Source organism: Alexandriicola marinus (assembly GCF_004000435.1).
Lineage (GTDB): Bacteria > Pseudomonadota > Alphaproteobacteria > Rhodobacterales > Rhodobacteraceae > Alexandriicola > Alexandriicola marinus.
The window spans coordinates 162,547-186,161 of the sequence record NZ_RBVZ01000004.1 but is presented as its reverse complement, the minus strand read 5'-3'; the positions used below and the strand labels follow the sequence as shown (position 1 = coordinate 186,161).

General features: G+C 65.5%; 22 protein-coding genes. 13 read left to right on the top strand and 9 right to left on the bottom strand.

Annotated features, from left to right (window positions below; genetic code table 11):
* Window positions 1–6: 6 nt before the first annotated feature.
* From EP376_RS14980 to EP376_RS14965, 4 genes are all read right to left on the bottom strand, one after another.
* Window positions 7–1,263, bottom strand: coding sequence for a cytochrome P450 (locus EP376_RS14980; protein WP_127656421.1), 1,257 nt, complete (start codon window positions 1,261–1,263; stop codon window positions 7–9).
* Window positions 1,244–2,848 (bottom strand): tripartite tricarboxylate transporter permease, encoded by a 1,605-nt coding sequence (locus EP376_RS14975; RefSeq protein ID WP_127656420.1) that lies wholly within the window; start codon window positions 2,846–2,848, stop codon window positions 1,244–1,246. The genes EP376_RS14980 and EP376_RS14975 overlap by 20 nt, the downstream gene beginning before the upstream one ends.
* The gene (locus EP376_RS14970) at window positions 2,848–3,378 is read right to left on the bottom strand and encodes a tripartite tricarboxylate transporter TctB family protein (RefSeq protein WP_127656419.1); all 531 of its coding nucleotides are present in this window, start codon (window positions 3,376–3,378) and stop codon (window positions 2,848–2,850) included. The genes EP376_RS14975 and EP376_RS14970 overlap by 1 nt, the downstream gene beginning before the upstream one ends.
* 67 nt (window positions 3,379–3,445) lie before the next feature.
* Window positions 3,446–4,378: a tripartite tricarboxylate transporter substrate-binding protein gene (locus EP376_RS14965; RefSeq protein ID WP_127656418.1), complete on the bottom strand. Its 933-nt coding sequence runs from the start codon at window positions 4,376–4,378 to the stop codon at window positions 3,446–3,448.
* Between the two features lie 186 nt (window positions 4,379–4,564).
* Here EP376_RS14965 and EP376_RS14960 point away from each other — a divergent pair, with 186 nt between their 5' ends.
* From EP376_RS14960 to EP376_RS14945, 4 genes are read left to right on the top strand one after another with little or no spacing between them, the layout of a single operon-like run.
* A complete protein-coding gene (locus EP376_RS14960; RefSeq protein WP_127656417.1) occupies window positions 4,565–6,049 on the top strand; it encodes an aldehyde dehydrogenase family protein in 1,485 nt (494 codons plus the stop codon).
* Between the two features lie 20 nt (window positions 6,050–6,069).
* The gene (locus EP376_RS14955) at window positions 6,070–7,299 is read left to right on the top strand and encodes a Tm-1-like ATP-binding domain-containing protein (RefSeq protein WP_127656416.1); all 1,230 of its coding nucleotides are present in this window, start codon (window positions 6,070–6,072) and stop codon (window positions 7,297–7,299) included.
* On the top strand, window positions 7,296–8,585 hold the full coding sequence (locus EP376_RS14950) for an aspartate aminotransferase family protein (RefSeq protein WP_127656415.1): 1,290 nt from the start codon (window positions 7,296–7,298) through the stop codon (window positions 8,583–8,585). The genes EP376_RS14955 and EP376_RS14950 overlap by 4 nt, the downstream gene beginning before the upstream one ends.
* Complete coding sequence (locus EP376_RS14945) at window positions 8,582–9,508, top strand: phosphotransferase enzyme family protein (RefSeq protein ID WP_127656414.1); 927 nt, start codon at window positions 8,582–8,584, stop codon at window positions 9,506–9,508. The genes EP376_RS14950 and EP376_RS14945 overlap by 4 nt, the downstream gene beginning before the upstream one ends.
* Before the next feature lie 4 nt (window positions 9,509–9,512).
* On the opposite strand, the gene EP376_RS14940 is transcribed toward EP376_RS14945, so the two are convergent.
* Window positions 9,513–11,327 carry a beta-N-acetylhexosaminidase gene (locus EP376_RS14940; protein ID WP_127656413.1) on the bottom strand — a complete coding sequence of 605 codons (1,815 nt, stop codon included), beginning with the start codon at window positions 11,325–11,327 and terminating at the stop codon, window positions 9,513–9,515.
* Window positions 11,328–11,363: 36 nt separating this feature from the next.
* Window positions 11,364–12,125 (bottom strand): GntR family transcriptional regulator, encoded by a 762-nt coding sequence (locus tag EP376_RS14935; RefSeq protein WP_240652469.1) that lies wholly within the window; start codon window positions 12,123–12,125, stop codon window positions 11,364–11,366.
* A gap of 217 nt (window positions 12,126–12,342) precedes the next feature.
* Here EP376_RS14935 and EP376_RS14930 point away from each other — a divergent pair, with 217 nt between their 5' ends.
* The 9 genes from EP376_RS14930 to EP376_RS14890 all read left to right on the top strand — a co-directional run bounded on the left by EP376_RS14930 (window position 12,343) and on the right by EP376_RS14890 (window position 21,873).
* Window positions 12,343–13,278, top strand: coding sequence for a carbohydrate ABC transporter permease (locus EP376_RS14930; protein ID WP_127656411.1), 936 nt, complete (start codon window positions 12,343–12,345; stop codon window positions 13,276–13,278).
* 7 nt (window positions 13,279–13,285) lie between these two features.
* Entirely contained in the window at window positions 13,286–14,125 is an 840-nt protein-coding gene (locus EP376_RS14925; protein ID WP_255537536.1) for a carbohydrate ABC transporter permease, read from the top strand.
* Window positions 14,126–14,154: 29 nt separating this feature from the next.
* A complete protein-coding gene (locus EP376_RS14920) occupies window positions 14,155–15,378 on the top strand; it encodes an ABC transporter substrate-binding protein (protein ID WP_127656409.1) in 1,224 nt (407 codons plus the stop codon).
* Between the two features lie 78 nt (window positions 15,379–15,456).
* Window positions 15,457–16,554 carry an ABC transporter ATP-binding protein gene (locus EP376_RS14915; RefSeq protein WP_127656408.1) on the top strand — a complete coding sequence of 366 codons (1,098 nt, stop codon included), beginning with the start codon at window positions 15,457–15,459 and terminating at the stop codon, window positions 16,552–16,554.
* A 10-nt stretch (window positions 16,555–16,564) separates the two neighbouring features.
* Window positions 16,565–17,713, top strand: a complete 1,149-nt coding sequence (locus EP376_RS14910) for a Gfo/Idh/MocA family protein (protein WP_127656407.1) — start codon at window positions 16,565–16,567, stop codon at window positions 17,711–17,713.
* A 2-nt stretch (window positions 17,714–17,715) separates the two neighbouring features.
* Entirely contained in the window at window positions 17,716–18,720 is a 1,005-nt protein-coding gene (locus EP376_RS14905; protein WP_164744944.1) for an SIS domain-containing protein, read from the top strand.
* Window positions 18,717–19,793, top strand: a complete 1,077-nt coding sequence (locus tag EP376_RS14900) for an SIS domain-containing protein (RefSeq protein ID WP_127656406.1) — start codon at window positions 18,717–18,719, stop codon at window positions 19,791–19,793. Before EP376_RS14905 ends, EP376_RS14900 begins: the two co-directional genes overlap by 4 nt.
* Entirely contained in the window at window positions 19,790–20,698 is a 909-nt protein-coding gene (locus tag EP376_RS14895; protein WP_238928776.1) for an ROK family protein, read from the top strand. Before EP376_RS14900 ends, EP376_RS14895 begins: the two co-directional genes overlap by 4 nt.
* A complete protein-coding gene (locus tag EP376_RS14890; RefSeq protein ID WP_238928775.1) occupies window positions 20,695–21,873 on the top strand; it encodes an N-acetylglucosamine-6-phosphate deacetylase in 1,179 nt (392 codons plus the stop codon). The genes EP376_RS14895 and EP376_RS14890 overlap by 4 nt, the downstream gene beginning before the upstream one ends.
* On the opposite strand, the gene EP376_RS14885 is transcribed toward EP376_RS14890, so the two are convergent.
* Genes EP376_RS14885 through nthA form a run of 3 tightly spaced genes read right to left on the bottom strand, consistent with a single transcriptional unit; the run spans window position 21,870 to window position 23,504 of the window.
* Complete coding sequence (locus EP376_RS14885) at window positions 21,870–22,232, bottom strand: nitrile hydratase accessory protein (protein ID WP_203330946.1); 363 nt, start codon at window positions 22,230–22,232, stop codon at window positions 21,870–21,872. The genes EP376_RS14890 and EP376_RS14885 overlap by 4 nt on opposite strands.
* Complete coding sequence (locus EP376_RS14880; protein ID WP_127656405.1) at window positions 22,219–22,857, bottom strand: SH3-like domain-containing protein; 639 nt, start codon at window positions 22,855–22,857, stop codon at window positions 22,219–22,221. Before EP376_RS14880 ends, EP376_RS14885 begins: the two co-directional genes overlap by 14 nt.
* Window positions 22,857–23,504, bottom strand: a complete 648-nt coding sequence (gene nthA, locus EP376_RS14875) for a nitrile hydratase subunit alpha (protein WP_127656404.1) — start codon at window positions 23,502–23,504, stop codon at window positions 22,857–22,859. Before nthA ends, EP376_RS14880 begins: the two co-directional genes overlap by 1 nt.
* Window positions 23,505–23,615 lie beyond the last annotated feature (111 nt).

The following is a 23,615-nucleotide window of genomic DNA, read 5'->3' as shown; positions in this document are numbered from 1 at the left end:
CGGGCCTCAGTTCAGGGTGACGCGCACGGGCAGGCGCTTGATACCGTTGACGAAATTCGATCTGACAAAGGCTTCTTCGCCGTCCGGTTTGATCGAGGCGATGCGCGGGACGAGTTCTTCGAACAGAACCCGGATCTCAAGCCGCGCAAGATGCATGCCCAGACAGACATGCGGGCCGCCCTGTCCCCAGCCCAACTGGCGGTTGGGCTTGCGCGACAATGTCAGGCGGTAGGGGTCTTCGAACATGTCCTCGTCGCGATTGGCCGAAAGGAACCAGTAAAGCACCTTGTCGCCCTCGCGGATCTGTTTCCCGTGCACTTCGACGTCGCGCATGGCTGTGCGGCGGAAATAGCTTGCGGGTGACGCCCAGCGGACGATCTCGTCGGCGGCCGTGCCCCAGACCTCGCCCGACCGCATTTGTTCCAGCAGACCGGGCTGCCGCGCGAGCGCCTGAATGCCGGCTGCGATGGAATAGCGCGTGGTGTCGTTGCCAGCAGCGACCAGAAGGCAGAAGAAGTTGCGGAATTCGCTTTCCGATATGGTCTCGCCGTTTTCGTCTGGCTGCAGGATCAGGTGCAGGATGCCGTCGGTGTCGCCCGACGCGTTCTTTTGCGCCATCAGATCATGGGCATATTCATAAAGCTCGGCCCCGGCGGGCGAATTGAACGGCATCAGCCGGTAGGCGTCCGTGTCCAGCTTGTCGGCCACGTGATCGGTGAAATCGGGGTCGGTGTTCGCCATCAGTGCGTCGCCCTTTTCCACCAGCCAGGGCAGGTCCTCTTCGGGCGTGCCGAGGATCTGGCCCAGCATCCGCATCGGCAATTCACGCGCAATCTCGCGGGTGGCGTCAAAGCTTTGGTGTTCCAGCGCACGGTCGAGGATCGGGCCGCAGAGGTCGCGGATCTGATCCTCGAAGCCCGCCACCACACCCGGAGAGAACGCCTTGGCCACCTTCATCCGGACCTTGCGATGCTCTTCGCCGTCGGTCTCCTGAAAGGTGCGGCGGGCGAGGTATTCCTCCTCCGTCTGATCCTCCATCCGGATGCCGCGCGAAGACGAAAACGTCTCCGTGTCGCGGATCATCGCCACGATGTCCTCGTGCCGTGTGATCGACCAGTATCCCTTGCCCTGCGCGAAATCCGACCAGTGGCAGGGATCCTCGCGCCTCAGCCGGGCGAAGGTGTTGTAGGGCGCACCATTCGCAAAGGCATCGTGCGAGCCCAGATCGGCGAAGCCGTCATCCTCAGGAGCCCATATGGTCATAGCGACGCTTCCTCCGTTGTATCTTGAGCCGGTCGTCGAAATGGCGGCCATATCGCCCCGCGAGCCTGCGGGAGAAACGGGCCGAGGCCTTCTTGGCCGGGGTCCGCCTGTCGACGGCGCGCCATTCACGGCGCACGCGCCATGCCGTCGAGATCAGGATGATCAAGATGATCGCGAACAGGATGAAGGCGATGGGCCGGTCGATGAAATCCCATGGCGTGTTCACACGGGTCATCGCCGCGCGCAGCTTCACCTCCATGATGCCGCCCAGAACCATGCCCAGAACGATGGGCACGATCGGCATGTTCAGCCGTTTGAGGATGTAGCCCAGGAACCCGAACGCGGCGGCCACGGTGCAATCCACCGCCGAATTGCGGATCGAATAGACGCCCACAAAGCTCAGCAGCAGGATGCACATCCCCAGAAACCGGTTGGGGATCTTCGTGAGATAGACCAGCCACCCGGTCGAGATCAGCAGGAAGACCACAACCAGCACGTTCAGGATCAGAAGCGCGAGGTAAAGCGCGACGACGAAATCCATCTGGAACGCGAAGAGGCCCGGCCCCGGCACCACGTTGTGCACGTAGAAGACCGACAGCATCATTGCCGTCAGCGCCTCGCCGGGGATGCCAAGGGCCAGAAGCGGGATCATCGCGGCCCCCGGCACGGCGTTGTTCGCGGTCTCTGACGCGATCAGACCCTCGGACGAGCCGTGGCCAAAGGCGTCTGGCGTCTTCGACAGCTTGCGCGCCGAGGTATAGGACATGAATTGTGCGGTGAATTCGCCCACGCCGGGGATCATCCCCATGATCACGCCAAAGCTTGCGGATACGGTGACGACACGCGGATGGCGGAACAATTCGCGGAAGCCCTGAAACAGCGATCCGCGCGATTTGGCGATGCGGACCTTTTCGTCGTCCATCGTCAGCAGAAGAAACGCCTGACTGATCGCGAAAAGGCCCAGGACGACGACGATCAGGTCGAACCCGCTGGCGAGCCATGTCTGCTCGAACGTGTAACGGCGGGTGTATTTCACGGGCTCAAGCCCGACGGTCGACAGGAAGATCCCGAAGGCGGCCAGCGCACCCGCGACCAGCATCTGCCCGCGATGGGCCACGACGACGAGAAGGATGCCCAGCAGCGCCGCGAGGAATATCTCGCGCGAGCCGAACATGGGCGCCACCTTGGCCAGAAGGGGCGACAGCGCGATCAGGCAGATCACCGAAAAGACCCCGCCGAAGAAGCTGGCCGAATAGGCCAGCGACAGCGCGCGCCGGCCCTCGCCCCGCAGCGTCATCGGGAAGCCGTCATAGGTCGTGAGCGCATTGACGGCGGTGCCGGGCGTGTTGATCAGAATGGCCGGGATCGCGCCGCCATACATCGACGACCCATAGATCCCCAGAAGCACGGTCAGCCCGACGATCGGATCCATCGAGAACGTGGCAGGCAGCAGGATGGCGATGGCGACGGCGGGTCCGACGCCTGGGATCGCGCCGATGGCCACGCCACCGATCGAGCCGACCAGAAGGGCCAGAAGAACATCCCACCGGGCCAGGACATCGACGGCTTGGAACAGGATATCCATCACAGGTACTGCAGGAAGAAGCTGCGCGGCCCGGCGGGCAGCAGCTCGTAGAGGGCCGCGCCCGGAATGCGCACGCCTAGAAACCCCTTGAACAGGATCACGACAGCCACGGCAAAGACGGCAGCCAGGACAAGCATCGAACGGCGGCGATAGCCCAGCCGCCATGTCAGCGCGATCGCGAAGGCGATGCTCATCGGCAGGAAGCCCACGATCGGCACGGCAAAGACGAAGACCATGAACCAGATCATGAATTCCAGCGGTTCGACCCAGCGCATCATCTCTTCGCGGTCGAGCCGGTTCGGCCTGCGCCGCTTCATTCGCCACAGGTGCAGCCCGAAGCCCGCCAGCATGATCGCAAGCGACACGCCCGGCCAGAACCGGGGCTGCGCGGCAAAGCTTTCGCCTTCGGCCCAGATCGTCTGCCGGCCGATCTGGGTCAGCAGAAATGCCGAAAGCGCAAGTGCGGCGCCGACAAAGATCACCTGACCGGCGATCCGGGTTGTCGGCTGAATGTCGGTGTCGTCGCTCATGGCGCGGTCCGGATGATGGGGGGACGAGGGGAGAGGAGGGACCCGCCGGGCCCCTCCTCGTCAGGCGTTATTCGAGGATCGCGGAGATGCCGGCGAGCGTCGCCTTGTCGGTCTCGATCAGCTCGGCGCTGGCCGCGGCATCCATCCAGTAGACCAGCGCGCCGGTCTCGGCGCTCAGGGCCTGCGCGCGTTCGCTCATCACGGTTTCGCTTGCGACGGCCGCGATCTTGTCGCGCACGTCCTGCGGCGTGTCCTCGTGCACGAACAGGCCGTTCCACAGCGCGATATCAAGCGTGGGATCGACTTCGCCGATGGCGGGCGTGTCGGGGACACGCGAAATGCGCTCGCCCGTGATCGACACCAGAACGTTGAGCTGATCGAGGCAGGGCAGGATCAGCTGAAGCGTGGTGTTGATCACATCCGCGTCGCCCGAAGCCAGCGTGTTGCAATCGAGCGCGTCATAGGCCGCATCCGCCGCCCATTCAAAGCCCATGTTGGTGGATAGTGCCTTGGTCACCTGCGTCGGGGTCAAAACGTCGCCGAAATGGCCAAGGACCACGTCGTTGTCCTGTGCATAGGCGGCCAGTTCCTCCATCGTCGAATAGGGCGCGTTGCCCATCGAGGCGATGACGAACGGATAGGTGAGGAATATGCCGATCGGGTCGAACACCTCGCCTTCCAGCTCGGGGATGCCGATCTCGTGGCCGATCACCGGAACGGCGGGCACGAACGAGCCGATCATGTAGCCATCTGCCGGGGCTGTCGCCACGTCGATCGCACCGGGGAACGGGCCACCGCCGCCGCCGGGCTTGTTCACGACGGCTGCGGCCACGCCATAGGCTTCCTGGAAATCCTCGGCGATCATCCGGGTCAGGATGTCTTCGAGGTCACCGGGCGGCCACGGCACGATGAAGGTGACCGGCTTTTCCGGGTATTCGGCGAACGCCGGGCCGGCAATGCCGATGGCGGCCGCGGTGAGGGCCGTGAGAATGGGTTTCATGGGTCGCTCCCTGCTGTGGATCATTATTTGAACCGTTGGTATCGAAATATTCTGCCCAGGAAGCTCCACCTGTCAACAATTCTCTTCGAGCGCGCACCATCGGCTTGAGATTGACAGGAATGAAAACAGAAAGCAGAATTATTGACACCAAAGGTTCACTAAATGAACCGATCAGGGAGGTGCCTCATGGATGTTTCGCGAATCGGCGATCTGCGCAGCGCAGCTGTGCCGCCGGCCCATCACCTGATCGACGGGGCGATGAGAGAGGCTTCCGACGGCGGCCGCATGGCCACGTTGTCGCCGCTTGACGGTGCGGAGCTGACGACGCTGGCACGTGGCACCCGTGCCGACGCCGACGCGGCCGTGGCGGCGGCCCGTGCGGCGTTTGATGACGGGCGCTGGCAGGGCATGGCGCCGGCGGCGCGCAAGGCGGTGATGCTGAAATGGGCCGCGCTGATCGAGGCCGAGGCGCTGGATCTCGCGGTGCTGGGCGTGCGTGAAAACGGGACCGAAATCGGCATGGCCTTCAAGGCGGAGCCCCTCTCTGCGGCGGGCACGATCCGCTATTACGCCGAGGCCATCGACAAGCTTTACGGCGAGATCGCGCCAACCGCTCCGGGCACCCTGGGCCTTGTTCACCGAGAGCCGGCGGGTGTGGTCGGCGCCATCGTGCCGTGGAACTTCCCGCTGATGATCGGTGCATGGAAGCTGGGCCCCGCGCTGGCCGCAGGCTGCAGCGTCGTTCTCAAGCCCCCGGAAACCGCGTCGCTGACGCTCCTGCGTATCGCGGAACTTGCGCTCGAGGCCGGTCTGCCGCCGGGTGTTCTGAATGTCGTGACGGGCGAGGGCGCCGTGGTGGGCGACGCCATCGCAAGGTCGATGGATGTCGACGTTCTCGTGTTCACCGGCTCGGGGGCGACGGGACGGCGCCTGATGGAGGCCTCTGCGCAATCGAACCTCAAGCGCGTCTACCTCGAACTGGGCGGCAAATCGCCCAACATCGTCTTTGCCGACGCGCCCGATATCGGGGCCGCGGTCAAGGCGTCGGCCAATGGCATCTTCCGCAATGCAGGGCAGGTCTGCGTGGCGGGGTCCCGGCTTCTGGTGGAGCGCTCGATCTGCGACGCCTTCGTGAAGGCGCTGGCCGAGGTGACCGGCACCATGAACGTGGGCGATCCGCTCGATCCCGCCACGGCGATCGGCGCGGTCCATTCGCTCGATCAGCTGGACCGGAGCCTTGGTTTCGTCGAGGAGGCCCGCGCGCAAGGGCGCCCGATCCTGTCGGGCGGCGGGCGCATCCTTGAGGAAACGGGCGGCTACTTCATGGCCCCGACCATTGTCGCGGATGTGGCCCCCTGCGACCGCGTCGCTCAGGAAGAGGTCTTCGGCCCCGTCCTTGCCGTGATCCCCTTCGACAGCGAGGAGGAGGCCGTCGCGATCGCCAACGGCACCGATTACGGGCTGGCCGCCGGGGTCTGGACCGCCGATCTGGGCCGCGCGCATCGCATGATCCGGGCGCTGAGGGCCGGTGTGGTCCATGTCAATACCTATGGCGGCAGCGACCTGACCGTGCCCCTGGGCGGGGTCAAGCAATCGGGCAACGGCCATGACAAGTCGCTCCATGCCTTCGACAAGTATCTTGACCTCAAGACCGCATGGATCAGCCTCTAGCCAAACAGCGGAGCTTCGACATGACCAAGACGATCCTGGTGATCGGCACCTACGACACGAAGGATGACGAGTTGGCGTATCTCTGCGGTCGCATCCGCGACCGGGGTGGCGACGTCATCTCGATGGATGTGAGCGTTCTGGGCGACCCGACGCAACCGACCGACATCTCGAAACACGAGGTGGCCCGGGCAGCAGGCAAGACCATTCAGGACGCAATCGATGCGGGCGACGAGAACCTTGCCATGCAGCTCATGGCAAAGGGGGCCGCGACGCTGACCGCGCGGCTTCACGCGGAGGGTCGGATCGACGGCATGGTGGGCCTTGGCGGCACCATGGGGACGGATCTGGTGCTGGATTGTTGTCAGGCGCTGCCACTGGGCGTGCCGAAATACGTGGTCTCGACCGTGTCTTTCTCGCCGCTGATCCCGGCCGACCGGCTGTCGCCGGACGTGCAGATGATCCTCTGGGCGGGGGGGCTCTACGGCCTGAACTCGGTCTGCAAATCCTCGCTCAGTCAGGCCGCGGGCGCGGTTCTGGGTGCTGCCGAGGCGGTCGAACCGCCCAAGAGGGATCGCCCGGTCATCGGGATGACGAGCCTCGGGTCCTCCTGCCTGCGCTACATGAAACTCCTCAAGGAGCCGCTGGAGGCCCGGGGCTTCGAAGTGGCCGTGTTCCACGCGACCGGCATGGGTGGCATGGCCTTCGAGGCGCTGGCCCGCGAAGGCTATTTCGCCGCCGTTCTCGATCTTGCGCTGCCGGAACTGGGCAACCTGATGGTGGGCTCTGTCGTCAACGCGGGACCGGAGCGGCTGTTGAACGCGGGCCGTCAGGCGGTGCCACAGATCGTGAGCCCGGGTTGCGCGGACCTGATCGATTTCGCGGGCTGGCAGGACATTCCGCCCGCCTTTGCCGACCGCCCCTTTCATGCCCACAACCGGTTGATCAAATCTTCGGGCCTTGCCCCCGACGAACGCCGCGCACTGATCCGCGACATCTCGGCCCGGCTCGATCAGGCGATGGGCCCGGTGCATTTCGTCATGCCGCTGAACGGGGTCGAGGAATGGGATCAGCCGGGCGAGCCTGCCTACGATCCTGAGGGCCTCGCCGCGATGATCGAGGCTGTCCGCGCCGAGATCAATGTGCCCGTCACCGAAGTGGCCGCCCATATCAACGACCCCGCCTTTGCCGAGGCTGTTCTGGCGATCCTCGATGGCTGGATCGCCGATGGCACGGTCAAGGTCGCGCCGTGACGCGCACGCCCGAGGCACTTCTGGCCGATCGCGCGCGCCTTCTGGGCCCCAATGTCGCGACCTTCTATGACGACCCGGTTCATATCGTGCGGGGCGAGGGCGTGTGGCTCTGGGACGCCGAGGGCCGGCGCTATCTCGATTGCTACAACAACGTGCCCCATGTGGGGCATTGCAACCCGCGCGTGACCGAGGCGATCTGCCGTCAGGCGGGGACGTTGAACACCCATACCCGCTATCTCCACGAGGGAATCCTCGACTATATCGAGCGGTTGACGGCCACGATGGATGACAGCCTCTCGACCGCGATCCTGACCTGCACCGGGTCCGAGGCCAATGACATCGCCCTGCGCATGGCCGAGGCGGTGACCGGCGGGCGCGGCGTGATCGCGACGGATGCGACCTATCATGGCAATACGGCGCTGGTCAGTCAGCTCAGCCGGTCGAACGTGCCCGAGGTCGGGTTCGGGCTCGACCGGTATTTCCGCTTTGTGGCGGCCCCCGACAGCTTTCGCAGGCCCGACCCGGATGGCCGCCTTTTCGCGGCCGAGGTGGCCGCCCGGATCGAGGAACACAAAGCGGCTGGCCACGGATTTGCCGCGCTTGTCGTCTGCCCTTTCTTCCTGAACGAAGGCTTTCCCGATCTGCCGCCCGGCTGGCTCGCGCCCTTGGCCGATCTCGTCCGGCGCGAAGGCGGGCTTCTGATCTGTGACGAGGTGCAATCGGGCTTCGGCCGCACGGGCGGCCATTTCTGGGCGCACGAGAGGATGGGTGTGATCCCGGACATCGTCACCATGGGCAAACCCATGGCAAACGGGCACCCGGTCGGCGGCGTCGTCACCCGGGCCGAGGTCATGGCCGAATTCCGCGAAGGATTTCGCTATTTCAATACCTTCGGTGGCAATCCCGTCTCCTGTGCGGCGGCGATGGCCGTGCTCGACGAAATCGAGGACAAGGCCCTGATGGAGAATGCCCGAAATGTCGGCGCCGATGCAAAGGCGCGCCTTGCCGATCTGGCCACACGGCACGAGGCGATCGGCGACATCCGCGGAGAGGGGCTGGTCTTCGGGGCAGAGTTCGTCCTTGACCGGGAGAACAAGACACCTGCCACCGCCTTCGCCGACAGGGTGGTCAATGCGCTGCGCCATCGCGGGATCCTCCTGTCGAAACTGGGCCGGCACCGCAACACGCTCAAGATCCGCCCGCCGATGCCCTTTGGCACCGACCATGTCGATCTGTTGATCGACACGCTTGACGCGGTGCTGGAGGAAACGCCGCTCGCGCCATGAAGGTGGTCGATCAGGCGCTGGCCCTTTGGGGGATGGACGGGGCTCGCGCCACGCTCGTCGCCGAGCGGGAAAACAAGGTCTACCGCGTCGATCACGATGGTCGCCGATATGCCCTGCGGCTTCATCGTCCGGGCTACCGGACGGCGGAAGAGCTGCGATCCGAGCTTGACTGGACGCAGGCGCTCGCCCGGCGCGGGATCGCGGTCGCGGCCCCCGTGGCCGCCGCAGATGGCGGCCTGCTGCATGCGGTCTGCGGAACGCACTGCGATATGCTCGACTGGTTGTCGGGATCGCCCCTGTCCGATCATGCGCTGGACGGCGCGTCACGGGCGGCGCTCTTTTCCCGCATCGGGGCCGAGATGGCCCGCCTGCACGCAGCCTGTGACGACTGGCAGCCGGGGCCGGGGTTCACCCGCTGGTCATGGGATACGGCGGGGCTGGTGGGGGAGGCGCCGCTTTGGGGGCGGTTCTGGGAAAATCCGACCCTCGCGCCGGGGGACCGCGCCCTGTTAGAACAGTTTCGCGACAGGGCCGCCGTGGCGCTGTCCCGTCTTGAGGGGCGGCTCGATCATGGGCTGATCCATGCCGATCTGGTGGGCGAGAACATTCTTGTCGCGGGCGACACGCTCTTCCTCATCGATTTCGATGATGGCGGCTTCGGGTTCCGGCTTTTCGATCTGGCCACGGCCCTGATCAAATCGGTCGAGGCGCCGGAGTTTCCCGAACTGCGGCAGGCGCTTCTGACCGGCTACCTGTCCCGGCGAAAGATCGATGCGGCTCCGCTTGATCTGTTCCTCGCCCTGCGGGCGGTGACCTATCTGGGCTGGATCGTGCCGCGCATGGGCGAGCCGGGGGCCGAGGCGCGCAATGCGCGGTTCCTGCGGACCTCGCGGGCGCTTGTCGCGGCTTGGATGGACGGTTGAGCCGTCACGCCATCGCATGGCGCCAGCCCATCGCATCGAAGATCGCCCGATACTCCTGCGCCAGTGCGGAAAGAACGCCCGGATCGGGCGTCCCGCGCGCCTGCCAGCCCATCATCGCGGGCCCGAGGATGCGGGGCGCGAGCATCGGCTCCATTTCGGCGTCACGGGTGGTGAATTCCGACCAGAACGTCGCCTGAACGCCGATGATCCGGTCTTCAAGCTCGGGTTCGTCGTCGGGCACCGGCTCCCATGCGATCGTGTCCTCCAGCCCGATGATCGCGGCCCAGCTGGCCCCCCAGTCTTCGGGATCGTCGGTATGGGCCATGTCGAGGTAGAGGTGCTGCCCCGGGGTCATCACCACCGGATGGCCCGCGCGCGCGGCATCGAGGCCCGGGCCCTGACCCGTCCAGCTGAAGAGGATGGCCTGGTGGCCGATGCCCTGCGCGCCGCGTGCGGCCTCCTCCCATGCGGCGGGAACGCGGCCCATCCCGGCGACACGGCCTGCCAGGCGGTGCATGATCCAGCCCTGAAGATCGTCGGTGGTGTCCAGCCCCTCGCGCGTCTTGAGCGCCTCGGCGGCGGGCGAGCCGGCCCACGCGCCCGGCGGCAGCTCGTCGCAGCCCAGATGGATGACGCCAAAGGGAAAGATCGCCGCCACGTCGGCGACCATCGCCTCCCAGATGCGCCAGCTTTCCTCCATCGCCGGGTTCATGACGTTCTCGGGGTATCCCTGAACCGAAACCTCGGTGCCCGCGTCGTTCGGGTCGCGGGTGCCGGGATAGACCCGCGCGAGCGCCAGCGCATGGGCCGGCACCTCGATTTCGGGCATCACCTCGATCCCCAGATCCTGCGCATGGGCGATGATCCGTTCGGCATCTGCGCGCGAATAGCCGCCGCCCGACCGGATGCCGCCGCCGAACAGCCCCGGCAACAGCTCCCCTTCGCCGCGAATATGTGTCCGGCGCAGTTCGGGCAGCCGGGGCAGGTCAAGCCGGACCGCCTCGTCATCGGCAAAATGCCAGTGAAAGCGGTTCAGCTTCATCAGGGCCATCAGGTCCAGAAGCCTGAGGATCGTGTCGACTTCGTAGAAATGGCGCGCGCAATCAAGGTGTTGTCCGCGCCATTCGAAACGCGGTGCATCCTCGATCTCGCCGCAGGGCAGGCGGCCGCCGTGGGTCGTGCGCAGCGTCAGAAGCGTGATCGCGCCATGCCGGGCGCCTGCCTCGTCCCGGTGATGAAGCGTGACCCCCTCGGGCGTGATCTCGAGCCGGTAGCCTTCGGGCGCGCAGCCCGCGTTCGGCCTGAGATCCAGTGGCACGCCTGCGTCATCAAGGAATGCGCCCAGCCCCGTCCGCCGCGCCAGCGCGTCGACCCCGACCAGAAGGTCGGGGGCCGCGCGAAAGCTGTCGGCCTTCAGCGTGCCCCCGGTCGGCGCAAAGCCGCGGGGTTGGGGGCACAGGCGCAGGGCGGGGGCAGGGCCGTCGGCACGAAAGGGCCGGGGCCGGACGCCCGCGGGCAGGGGCGGCAGCGCAATCGGGCCGTCGTCGCTGCGAAGATAGGCCCCCAGCGGCAGCCATGCCCTGTTGGTCGGGGCGTAGTCGGGGTTGTCGTGCCGCAGGGTCAGGTGGTGCGGCGTGCCGGGCGACAGGTCCGGGAGCCGGACCTCGGCATAGCCGCCAAGCGCCGCGATCCGTTCGCCGCCATCGACCACCCGTATCGGCGCCATGCAGGAAAAACACAGGACAGGGGCGGCCAGCGACCTGTCGCTTGTCACGGTGCACCGGATCAGGGGGGCATCGATGCGGGCGTCGAATTCCATGGTCAACCTCTTGGAAATGAAGTGAAAACGCACCCCTCAATGTTCGGGGCGCAGCTCGTTGACGAAGTCGTAGATGTCGGAACGGTAGAGCCCCCGGGTAAACTCGATCGGCCGACCCGTGGCGTGAAAGGCGGTGCGATCGATGCTGAGGATCGCGGTGCCTTCGGGCACGCCCAGCAATTGCGCATCCTGCACGCCGGCATTGACCGCCTTGACCCGCTGGATCGCGCGGCTGGGCGCCTGATTGTTCTGCCTCAGAACCGCATAGAGCGATGCGCCGACCGCACTGGGATCGGGCAACACATCGGCGGGCAGGGACGAGCGTTCGACCGCCATAGGCGTGCCGTCGGCGCTGCGCAGTCGGTCGATCCGGGCGACCTGCTGTCTCGACGACAGGCCCAGTGTCATCATCTCGTCGGGGCTGGGGGGGAAAAGGCCACGGCCCAGAACCTCGCTGCTCGATGTCCGGCCTTGAGCCTGCATGTTCTCGGAGAACGACACGAGGCTGAGGAGCGAATGTTCCGTCTTGGGGGCCGTTCCCAGAACAAAGGTCCCGGCGCCCCGGCGCTGTGCCACAAGACCCGAGGTCACCAGTTCCGCGATCGCCTTTCGAACCGTCACCCGGCTGACCTCCGCGATCTCGGCAAGGTCGCGTTCAGGCGGCAATTGCTGCTGCGGCTCAAGCCGGCCGGCCTTGATCGCCGCGGCCAGATGGCGCGCGAGTTGCAGGTATCTGGAGCCGCCACCGGGCCGGAACCAGGCGTCCGGATGGAAGAGTGAGTCGAGAGATTCGGGCACGGGAGTATCCTGTATTGGTATCTTCATAATAATACCAAATTGAGAGAAAGGAAAAGGAGAAACTGAGGGTCTAAATGTAATAATCTGAAAAGTATAGAAATTTTTGGCTTCTGATATTTTGGTATTATTTGGGTAGCATGGTGAACCGTTCTTGGTATCATTTCGTCAAGCAAGCGATTCGAGCGCCCCAAGGCGCCATCAGCAGCCGGAGGGTCATGTGGCGGAGATATCGGCGGACAATGCTCCGAAACAGCGCGTCAAGGCCGCGCGTCGCGCCTTGCCCGAGGCGTGGTTCGCATGGCTTCTGGTTGCGCCAGCCGTCATCTTCATCGCCGTCATCGTGGCCTGGCCGCTGGCCGAAACGGTGCGTCTGTCCTTTCTCGAGGCCGATCTGGGCGGTGAGGAATGGGTCGGGCTGGCCAATTACACCGATCTTGCCGAAAGCCGGCGGTTTCACGACACTGTCTTGCGCACGTTCTACTGGATGTTCCTGTCGGTGGGGCTCAAGCTGATCCTCGGGCTGATCGGCGCCACGCTTCTGAATGCGGCAATCCCGGGCCGGGCCCTGTTCCGCGTTCTGGTCATGCCGCCCTGGGTCATCCCGATCGCGATCGGATGTTTCGGCTGGCTGTGGCTCTACAACGGGCATTTCGGGCTGATTTCCGGCATGCTCCAGCGGTTCGGCATCATCGACGGCCCGTTCGAGTTTCTCGCTTACAAAAGCTCCGCCTTCTATTCGGCGATCGTCACCGATGTCTGGATCGGCACGCCGATGGTGACGCTGTTCTTCCTTGCGGCGATGCAGGGTGTCAGCCGCGATCTCTACGAGGCCGCATGGGTCGACGGGGCAGGGCGCTGGTACCGCTTCCGCCGGATCACGATCCCTCAGATCATGCCGGTGATCGTGTCGATGGCGCTGCTTTCCGCGATCTGGACGTTCAACAGCTTCGAGATCATCTGGATCCTGACGCAGGGCGGGCCGCGCGGCGCCACGACGACGCTGATCGTCGACACCTACAAGACCGCGATCGGCAACTACAAGTTCGGCGAGGGCGCAGCGCGCGCGGTGATCATCGTGATCCTGCTGGCGATCTTCTCACTCATCTACCTGTTCTTCCTGAACAAGGTGAACCGCAGATACGGGGCGAAGTAATCCGATGATGGACCGTTACACCCTGCTTCAGAAGATCGGCCTCTATATCGGCGTCGCGATCTTTCTGGCCTTCATCCTGCTGCCCTTCGTCGAAATGTTCGTCGTCTCGCTCCGCCCGCTGGAGCATCTGTTCTCGACACCCTACCGGTTCTGGGGGGACGACTTCTCGTTCGATGCCTATTCCCGGATGTGGGAAACGGTTCCGCTTCTGGGGCGCTACATCCTCAACTCGATCTACATCTCCACCATGGTGACGCTGATCACGCTGATCTTCGTGGTGCCTGCGGCCTATGCCTTTGCGCGGCTGCAATTCCCCATGAAGAACGCGACGCTGGGCATCTTTCTGGCCGTCAACATGTTCACGGGCGCGGTGCTCCTGATCCCGCTTTACCGGGTCCTGAGGACGCTGGGGCTGTTGAATACCTATTGGGCAATGATCGTGCCGGGCGTGGCCTTCCTGATCCCGACGGGCATCTGGCTTCTGAGATCCTATCTCGAGAAAATCCCGCGCGAACTGGAAGAGGCGGCCTATGTCGACGGCGCCAGCCGCCTCTACACGCTGCGCCGCGTCGTGCTGCCGCTGGCGGTTCCGGGCCTGATCGTTGTGTCGACCGCCGTCTTCATCACCGCTTATGCGCAGCAGTTCCTCTTTGCGATCACCTTCAATCAGGTGCGCGAATACCAGCCGCTTCCGGCCGGTCTTTACGAATTCATCGGATACCAGGATGTCACCTGGAACGAGATGATGGCGGCATCGCTGACCGGAGTTCTGCCGGTGATGCTGATCTTCCTCTTCTTGCAGAAATACCTCGTGGCCGGGCTGACCGCCGGCGCGGTCAAGGAATGAAGAACCAAGGTCCAACTAGGGAGAACCAAATGAAAACCTTGAAAACACTGTCACTCGGAGCCGTCCTTCTGACGGGTTCGGCTTTGTCCGCGGTCGCGGATGCGCATGGCACTGAACTGCACTTCATCATGTGCGGCGGCGAAGTGCGCGAGGCCGATCAGGCCGTGATCGACGCGTTCGTGGCCGAACGTGACGGCGTGACCGTCAACATGGAAGCCGTTCCGTGGGGCACCTGCCAGGACAAGTCGCTGACGCTGGCCGCAGCCGGTGATCCGCCCTCGATCGCCTATATGGGCAGCCGGACCCTGCGCCAGCTGGCCAACAACGACCTGATCGTGCCGGCCGAGATCCCCGCCGAATGGGAAGACGCCTACCAGCCGGGCATCCTGAACACCGTCACGATCGAAGGCACCCGCTGGGGCTATCCGCATGCCTTCTCGACCAAGGCGCTCTACATCAACTGCGATCTGGCCGAAGCGGCGGGCGTGGCCTGCGAAGCACCCGCCACATGGGACGAGATGTATGCGATGGCCGAGGCCATCCACAACAATACCGATGCGGCAGGGATCGGCCTTGCCGGCAAGGATTTCGACAACACGATGCACCAGTTCCTCAACTACCTGTATTCCAACGGGGGTGTGGTGATCGACACGGAAACCGGCGAGAACATGCTCGACAGCCAGCAGACCCGCGAGACGCTGGAATTCTATGGCCGTCTGGCCAGTGTCGCGCAGGAAGGCCCGACCGCATGGGAACGTGACCAGCTGCGCGATCTGTTCAACGACCAGCAGATCGGCATGTATGTTCAGGGGCCCTGGGGCCGTGGACAGCACAACGAAGACATCAACGCGATCACAGTTCCCGTTCCGGCCGGCCCCTCGGGCAGCAGCGGCACCATCCTGATCACCGACAGCCTTGTCGTGTTCAAGGGGTCGGGCCACGAGGACCTTGCGCAGGAACTGGCACAGGCGCTCGCGTCGGGCGATGCCCAGTACGAGCTGGACCAGTCGTGGGGCCTGACCCCGATCTTCCAGTACGAGAACCTGGGCTATGAGGATCCCTATTACGTGGGCGACGCCTTCTGGGAGGTCTTCACCGCGGGGATCGCAGCCGGTGGTCCGGAGCCGCTCGTGGAGGATTTCAAATCGCTCCAGTCGGTCTTCACCAACATGGTGCAGGGCATCCTTCTCGAGGATGACACCGTCGACAACCTCGTCACCATCGCCGGTGAAGAGCTCGACGACGCGCTCTGATCGCGCATCTCCCCGGGCGGCGGATCGCCGTCGCCCGGGGGCCTTCCGAACAACGCCGTTCAGCGACAGGACAGACCCTTGGCCACTCTCAATCTCGATCATATCAGCAAGTCGTTCGGACCCGCACAGGTGCTGCACGACATCGACCTCGCGATCCGGGACAAGGAATTCGTGGTCTTCGTCGGCCCCTCGGGCTGTGGCAAGTCCACGCTTCTGCGGATCATCGCGGGGCTGGAAGAGGCGACATCGGGCCGGATCGTCATCGACGGCGCCGACGTGAGCACCGCGCATCCCGTCGAGAGAGGCATCTCGATGGTGTTCCAGTCCTACGCGCTCTACCCGCATCTGTCGGTCTTCGAGAACATTGCCTTTCCGCTGCATGTGCAGAAAATGCCGAAGGCCGAGATGAAGACCCGGGTTCAGCGCGCCGCCGAGATCCTGCAGCTGACGGACAAGTTGCACCTCAAGCCCGGCCAGCTTTCGGGCGGGCAGCGTCAGCGGGTGGCCATCGGCCGGTCGATCGTGCGCGAGCCCAAGGTCTTTCTCTTCGACGAACCTCTGTCGAACCTCGATGCCGCGCTGCGCGGCGACATGCGGGTCGAGCTGTCGCAGCTTCACCGCCAGCTGAGTGCGACGATGGTCTATGTCACCCATGACCAGATCGAAGCCATGACGATGGCGGATCGGATTGTCGTGCTCAACAACGGGCGAGTCGAGCAATTCGGCACGCCGATGGAACTGTATCACCACCCGGCGACGAAATTCGTCGCGGGGTTCATCGGGCAACCCAACATGAACCTCGTTCCCGGTGTCATCGCCGATCTGGATGGCAGCGGCGCGGCTGTCGATCTCGATGGCGGCGGACGGCTTGTCCTGCCGGTCGACACGAACGGTGCTGCCAAGGGCGACAGGGTCGAGGTGGGCATCCGGCCCGAGGATCTGGACCTTGGCACGGGGCTCGATCTGTCGGTGCGCGTCATCGAACGGCTGGGCGGCGTGACGCTGGCCTATGGCACGGTGGGGCGCGATGTGCGGTTCTGCGCCTCGCTCGACGGGGTTGCCCCGGCGCGCGAAGGCGAAAACCTTGGCCTTGCGGTCGATCCGGCGGCCTGCCACCTGTTCGACGCGTCAGGCCGTGTCATGCGGCGCAAGTCCGCCCCCGCCTTCAGCGCCTGAGGAGACAAAGATGAAAGTCGCAACCGCAGGGATCGGCCTTCGCGCCGGTCATGTTCTCACGATCCTCAAGGAGGCGATGCCGGAGGTCGAATTCGTCGGTTATTTCGATCCGCAGCCCACCCATCTGGAGATGATCGGCGAGGATGTGCCCCGCTTTGACAGCGTCGAGGAGATGCTCAGGGCCACGAAGCCCGACCTCTACTTCGTGGGTTCGCCCAACCGGTTTCACCTTGAACAGATCCGCGCGGGGCTCGAGGCGGATGTGCCGCATATCTTCACCGAAAAGCCGGTCGTCACCTCGATCGCCGAAACGCTGGAATTGGCCGAATTGCTGCGCAAGCATGGCGGCGCGTCGCGGCTGATGGTCGGGCTGGTGCTGCGCTATTCCCAGCATATGGTCGATCTGCGCCGCGCCATGGCCGAAGGCGCGCTGGGCCAGATCGCCTCTCTCGAGGCGAACGAACATATCGGGCCCTATCACGGTGCGTTCTTCATGCGCGACTGGCGGCGCATGGTCGAACATTCGGGCGGCTTCATGCTCGAGAAATGCTGCCATGACCTCGATCTCTATAACATGATCACGGCCTCGCGACCGAAACGCGTGGCCAGTTTCGGCGGGCGTCGGTCGTTCCTGCCCGATCACGCGCCGGCCTCGAACGCGGAAAACGAGATCTTCCATGTCAAGAAATCGGTCTGGGAATCGGTCGACGACCCGTTCCGTTCGGACGGGGATATCATCGATTTCCAGACGGCGATCCTGTCCTATGAAAGCGGGGCCAGCCTTGCGTTTCACACCAACCTCAACGTGCCCGATGAGCATCGCCGCTTTTGCGTGATCGGCACCCATGGTATGGCAGAGGGCGATTTCGTGCGTGGCTTTCTCAAGGTGACGCGGCGCGACGGAAGCGTTCACGCGGATCACGACTATACGCAGGGCGAACAGGCGCGGCGCAGCCACCATTATGGGGCCGACCACATGATGATCGACGATATCGCGGCCTACCTGCGCGGCGCGGCACAGGAATTGCCGGTCTCGATCCTCGACGCGCTTGAGGCCGGGGTCGCGGCGCTCGCGCTAGATGAGGCGCGGGTTGCGGGGCAGGTCGTCGACCTGACGGAAACATGGGCTGAATTCGACGATTTCGGCCTGAAAGGATGAGTATGACACAATCGGATCCGGGCCGGCACATGGCCGCCGAGATCGATGAGGCGACCGACGTTTTCGCGCGGGCGGCCTCACTCGATCTGGCGGCTGAAGCCGAGGCAGCGGGCTTTGCCGGGGCGCAATCGTTCTACACCGTGGCGCGGGGGTCATCCGATGCGGTGGCCAATATCCTGTCTTATGAATTCATGGCCGAACTTGGCCTGCCGATGACGTCGATGCCGCCATCGATCTTTTCGGTGGGCGCGGGCGTTGCGATGTCGGGGGCCGCGGGGCTGGTGGTGTCGCAATCGGGCGCGAGCGAGGATCTGGTGCGCGCGGCGCAGGGCATCCGCGAACAGGGCGGCCGGGTCGCGGCGATCACCAACGTGGCCGGCTCCGCCGTCGAGGCCGCCGTCGATCTGACGATCCCGGTGGGCGCAGGTCCCGAACTGGCGGTGCCCGCGACCAAGACCGTGATCGGCTCGATCGCGGCGGGTCTGTCGTTTCTCGCGGCGCTGAGCCCGGGTTATGGCGCGCGACTGGTAGGCTCTGTCTCGGCCATGGACGAGGCGGGGCGGCTCAGTGCCGCAGACCATGATGCCCTGCGCGCGGCGCTCTTGTCGGCGCGTCATGTCTTTGTGGTCGGCCGTGGCACCGGCTTCGGCGCGGCTCATGAACTTGCCCTCAAGATCAAGGAAACCTGTGCCATCCATGCCGAGGCCTATTCCGCCTCCGAGGTTCTGCACGGGCCTCTGCAGCTGGCCACCAATCCGCTGACCGTGATCCTGCTCGATACCGGCGCGCCGGGCACCTCCGAGAGCCTTGCCAATGCGGCCGCGCGGTTCCGCGAGATCGGGACGGATGTGCATCGCGTGGCCCCGGCTGTGGCGGGCCTGACGCCGGCGGCCGCCGCCGCTGCGATCCTGCGGCAGGTCTATCCTGTGATCCTCGACGCCGCTCTGGCGCTGGGGCACGATCCAGATGCGCCCGCGACCCTGTCCAAAGTGACGATGACCCGATGACGACCGGACCCCGCGAGACCTGGGCCACCTGGGGTGAGATCATGGCCCAGCCCGGCATTTGGCGCGACTGGGCCGCGTCCTGCGATTTCGCGGCCCACCGGGCCTGGATCGCAGCGCAGGACATCGACGAGGTCTGGTTCACCGGTGCAGGCACCAGCGCCTATATCGGAGATATCATCGTGGCCGGGCTCGAGGCACAGCGCGGCGGGCCGCGCCTGCGCTCGGTGCCATCGACCGATCTTGTCGCGCGGCCTCAGGATCATCTGCGTGGGCGCACGCCCCTTGTCGTCAGTTTCGGGCGGTCGGGCAATTCATCGGAAAGCGTGGGCACGCTCGATGCGCTGGATGCGCTCGCCCCGGACGCGCCGCGCCTGAATATCACCTGCAACGGGTCAAGCGTTCTGGCCACGCGGGGTGGCGCCGAAAGCCGCGTGATCGTCCTGCCCGAGGCGACCCATGACAGCGGCTTCGCGATGACGAGCAGTTTCTCGACGATGCTTCTGACGGCGCTGATGCTGTTCACCGACGGCGTGGCAGACCCCGCGCATCTGACGCGCGCGGCCGACGAGGCAGAGCGTCTTCTGCCGGGGCTGGCGGGCGCGGTGGGGCCGGCCCCCTCCCGCGCCGTCTTTCTGGGAACCGGACCGCTGGCCTTCGCGGCGCGGGAATCCGCGCTCAAGGTCATGGAATTGTCTGCCGGAGCGATCCCGTGTCTTTGGGATTCGATCCTCGGCTTTCGCCATGGGCCGAAATCCTTCGTCACCGAGGACACACGCATTGTCGTTCTGACCGGGGCCGAAGCGCCGGGTGCGGCCTATGAGGCCGATCTTGTGCGCGAATTGCGCACGCAGTTTCCGCAAGTGGGCCTGACAGTGATCGGCCCCGGTGGCGACATCGACATGCCTCAGCCCGACGGACCGCTGTGGGCCGCGCCGCTGGCGGTGCTTTTCGCGCAGGTGGCCTCGGTCCTCTGGGCCGAAGAACTGGGCTATAACGTCGACGATCCCTTTGCGGGGCAGGGCACGCTGACGCGGGTTGTGTCCGGGGTCACGCTTTACGAGGTCATACCATGATCCGGGCGGCGGGCATCGACCTTGGCGGCACGAAATCCGAAGTGCAGCTTTTCGATCAGGACTGGGCCCTTGTCGATCGCAGGCGCGACGCGACGCCCGCCAGCTACGACGCCCTTGTCGCGATGCTGACCGAACAGGTCCGCTGGGTGCAGGACAGGGCCGGCGAGGCCGTCCCGGTGGGGATCGGTGCGGCGGGGCTTGTCGATGCGGAGGGCAACGCCTTTACCGCCAACCTGCCTGCGATGGGGCGGCCCCTGCCAGCCGATATCGCGCGCGCGGCGGGCCACCGGGTGACCTATGTCAACGATTGCCGGGCGCTCGCGCTGTCGGAGGCGGTGTTCGGCGCGGGCCGTGGTCACGCCACGGTCATGTCACTGATCATGGGCACCGGCGTCGGTGGCGGCGTGGCCCATCGCGGCGCGCTCTGGCCCGGGCCTGCCGGCACGGGCGGTGAATTCGGTCATATGCCGGTCTCGGGCCCCGGCCTTCTGGCCCACGGGCTCGCTCTGCGCGAGTGCGGCTGCGGGCGCCGGGGCTGCGTGGAAAGCTATGTCTCCGGCCCCGGTCTGGCCCGCACGGCGCGCGAGGTCGCGGGCCGCGACATGACCCCCGAAGAGGTCGCCGCCGCCCGGGCAACCGATCCGGGAGCGGGGCGGTCCTGGGCCGCATGGCTCGACCTTGCGGCCGATATGGCGCTGGCGCTTGTCCAGGCAGTCGACCCGGACGTGATCGTTCTGGGCGGCGGGTTGAGCCGGGTGGACGGGCTTGTCGGCGAACTGGAACAGGCGCTGGCACAGGCGCAGATCCCCGGCTTTGGCGTGCCGCCGATCGTGCTGGCCGAAGGTGGCGACGCAAGCGGCGCACGCGGGGCCGCGCTGGCCGCCAGTCAGGAGGCCCAGACATGACGAGCGACACGCGATCTGTGGGAACCCTTTCGCCCGACCACTCCGCCGCGCAAACGGGTGACGAGGGCGAGACCTGGCTTGTGCCCGACAGCATCTTCGACGGACAAAAGCTGCGCCGGGGTGCGGCGCTGGTGATCCGCAATGGCAGGGTCGACCGGATCGCCCATGCCGATGATGCGCCGCCCGATCACAAGGTGATCGACGGTGTTCTCAGCCCCGGCTTCATCGACCTGCAGGTCAATGGCGGCGGCGGGGTCCTGCTGAACACCAGCCCCGATCTGGCCGGCATGATGGCGATCGCCGAGGCCCACCGAGGGCTTGGCACTGTGGGTATCCTGCCCACCGTGATCACGGATGCCCCGGAGGTTTTGGCCCGCGTCGTCGACGCGGCGATCGCGGCCAAGGGGCAGCGCGGCATCCTCGGCCTGCATATCGAAGGGCCGCACATCTCGCAGGCCCGGCGCGGCACCCATGCCGCCCGGCATGTCCGTCCGATGGAACAGGCGACGCTCGATCATCTCGAGAGGCTCCGGCAGGCGGGTCTGAAGATCATGATCACCGTGGCGCCCGAGGCCGTGACCCCGGCGCAGGTGGCCCGCATCGCCGCGGCCGGTGTCGTCGTCTCGCTGGGTCATTCCGACACCGATGCCGACACGACCCGCGAATACCTCGCCGCCGGCGCGCGCTGTTTCACGCATCTGTTCAACGCGATGTCGCCGATGCAGAACCGGGCGCCCGGTGTCGTGGGGGCCGCGATCAACTCCGATGCCCATGCCGGGATCATCGCCGACGGCATTCACGTGGCCGACGAGATGATCGGCCTTGCGCTTCGGGCGCGGCCCGTGCCGGACCGGATGTTCCTTGTCTCGGACGCGATGCCGACGGTGGGTGGGCCGGACCGGTTCGATCTGTATGGCGCGACGCTCAGGCTCGAGGAGGGGCGCCTGGTCAACAGCGAAGGGAGCCTCGCGGGCGCCCATCTGAGCCAGGCCGAGGGTCTCTGGCGGCTGGTCAACGTGCTGGGGATCGATCCCGATGCGGCGCTGCGCATGGTGGTGACAATTCCCGCCGGGCTCATGGGTCTTGACGATCTGGCAAGCCCGGTTGGACGCGATCTGCGCGATATCGCGCAGCTATCGGCCGATCTGCGATTCAAGGGCTGGCTGGCCGACTAACGGTCCTTCAGGACGACCGGCTGCCCATGCGGGGTCGAGAGATAGGCCGCGCGCCAATCTGCTTCGCAGCGGTCGATCTCGGACGGGGTGGCAAGGCGGCCTGCCGCGGTGACCTGTTCCAGAACCGCGAGAAAAGCCTCGTAATAGGTGGCATCGGTGTCGGGCGCGCCGCTGGCGTGCCGGCGGTCCAGTTCGGCTCCCAATGCGCGCGACCAGTCCTCGGGTGAAATCCGGCCGCCCGCCACCAGCAGTTCCATCACGGCGATGACCTCGGCATGCCATTGCTCGGCGAAGAGCGTGCCCTTGTCCGGGTCCGGCGCGCGCGTCCCGCGCGAGGGGCTTTCGTCAGGCGGGCTCAATATAGCTGTCCCACATGTCGGTCACGAGGCTGTCGCCATTGTCCTCGGCCTCGGGCCAAAGCTCGGCCATGCGAAACCTGACCACATAGGTCTGTTCGCGCAGCACAGTGCCTTCTGCCGCCAGTTCCGGCAGGGGTTGCGGACCGATCACGCGTTCGATGACGCCCCTGCGCCCGCGCATGTACCGCGCGAGCCGGGTATGCATCGAGGGCAGATCGCGCCGGGTCACGATGGTGTCACCGGGCGCGAAGCGCCCCGGGGTCTCGGCCTGGCGGATCAGGGGCGTGGCCGTCGTGTAGGCAAAGGGTTCCGGCACGGGCCCGTCGCCCCGGAAATCCCCGATTTCCGCGATGCCCTCGTCGATTGCGGTCACCATCATCGCGAGGATCCATTTCTCGAAATAATCCATCCGCAGATAAAGGTCGGGCGGTAGGCGTTCCAGAACATGGCGATACCAATCCAGCGTCCAGCCCGTGTCATCGGCCCGGAGCCGGCCCATCGACATCATGGCAATGGCCCAGATCCGGGCCTTCCATTCCTCGGCGAAAAGGCGGCTGTCGTCTTCATCGGTGTTGGGGATCGGGCCAAAGCCCTGAACTCCGCCCAGATCGTGAACCGTATCCATCAGCTGCCGTCCGCCACGGGCGACAGGTCGCGGACGGTACCGATCATCGAATTGCGGGTGACGAGGGCTGCCAGCGCCTCTTCGCTCCAGCCGTCGGTGCCCCGGGGTCGTTCGGGGACGACCATGTAGCGCCTGTCAGAGGTCGAATCCCAGACCCTGACATCGACGCCCGGCGGCAGGGTGGTGCCGAATTCGGCCAGAACGCCCCGGGGGTCGCGGACGGCCCGGGCGCGGTATTCGACCGATTTGTACCATGACGGCGACATGCCCAGCACCCCCAGCGGATAACAGGAGCACAGGGTGCACACGATCAGGTTGTGGACCTGCGGGCCGTTGAAGACCGCCACGATCGGATAGCCCTTGTCGATGGTCGGGATCAGCGCGTGAAACGCGGCCGGGCTGTCATCGGCCAGCCGCTCGGCGAAATCGGGGTCGGTCCAGGCCCGTGCGATGACGCGCGCACCGTTCATCGGCCCCACGTTTTCGGAATAATCGTCAAGCCAGTCGTCGACGGCGTGTTCGGCGAGGAACCCTTTGCGGACAAGCACCGTCTCCAGCGCCTTGAGGCGCAACGCCGGGTCCGGGGGCAGGTGGCTGTGCAACTCCCGGTGGAGATGTGCGGCCTTTTCGGAATGATGGGAACTCATTGTACACCCTCCCTTTCCGAGGCGCGGGTCTCCGCCGCGCATTGTCAACCTAGCGATGATTGGCGTCCAAGTCACGGAGAACGTCCTGGGCCCGATTGGACCCTCGGGCGC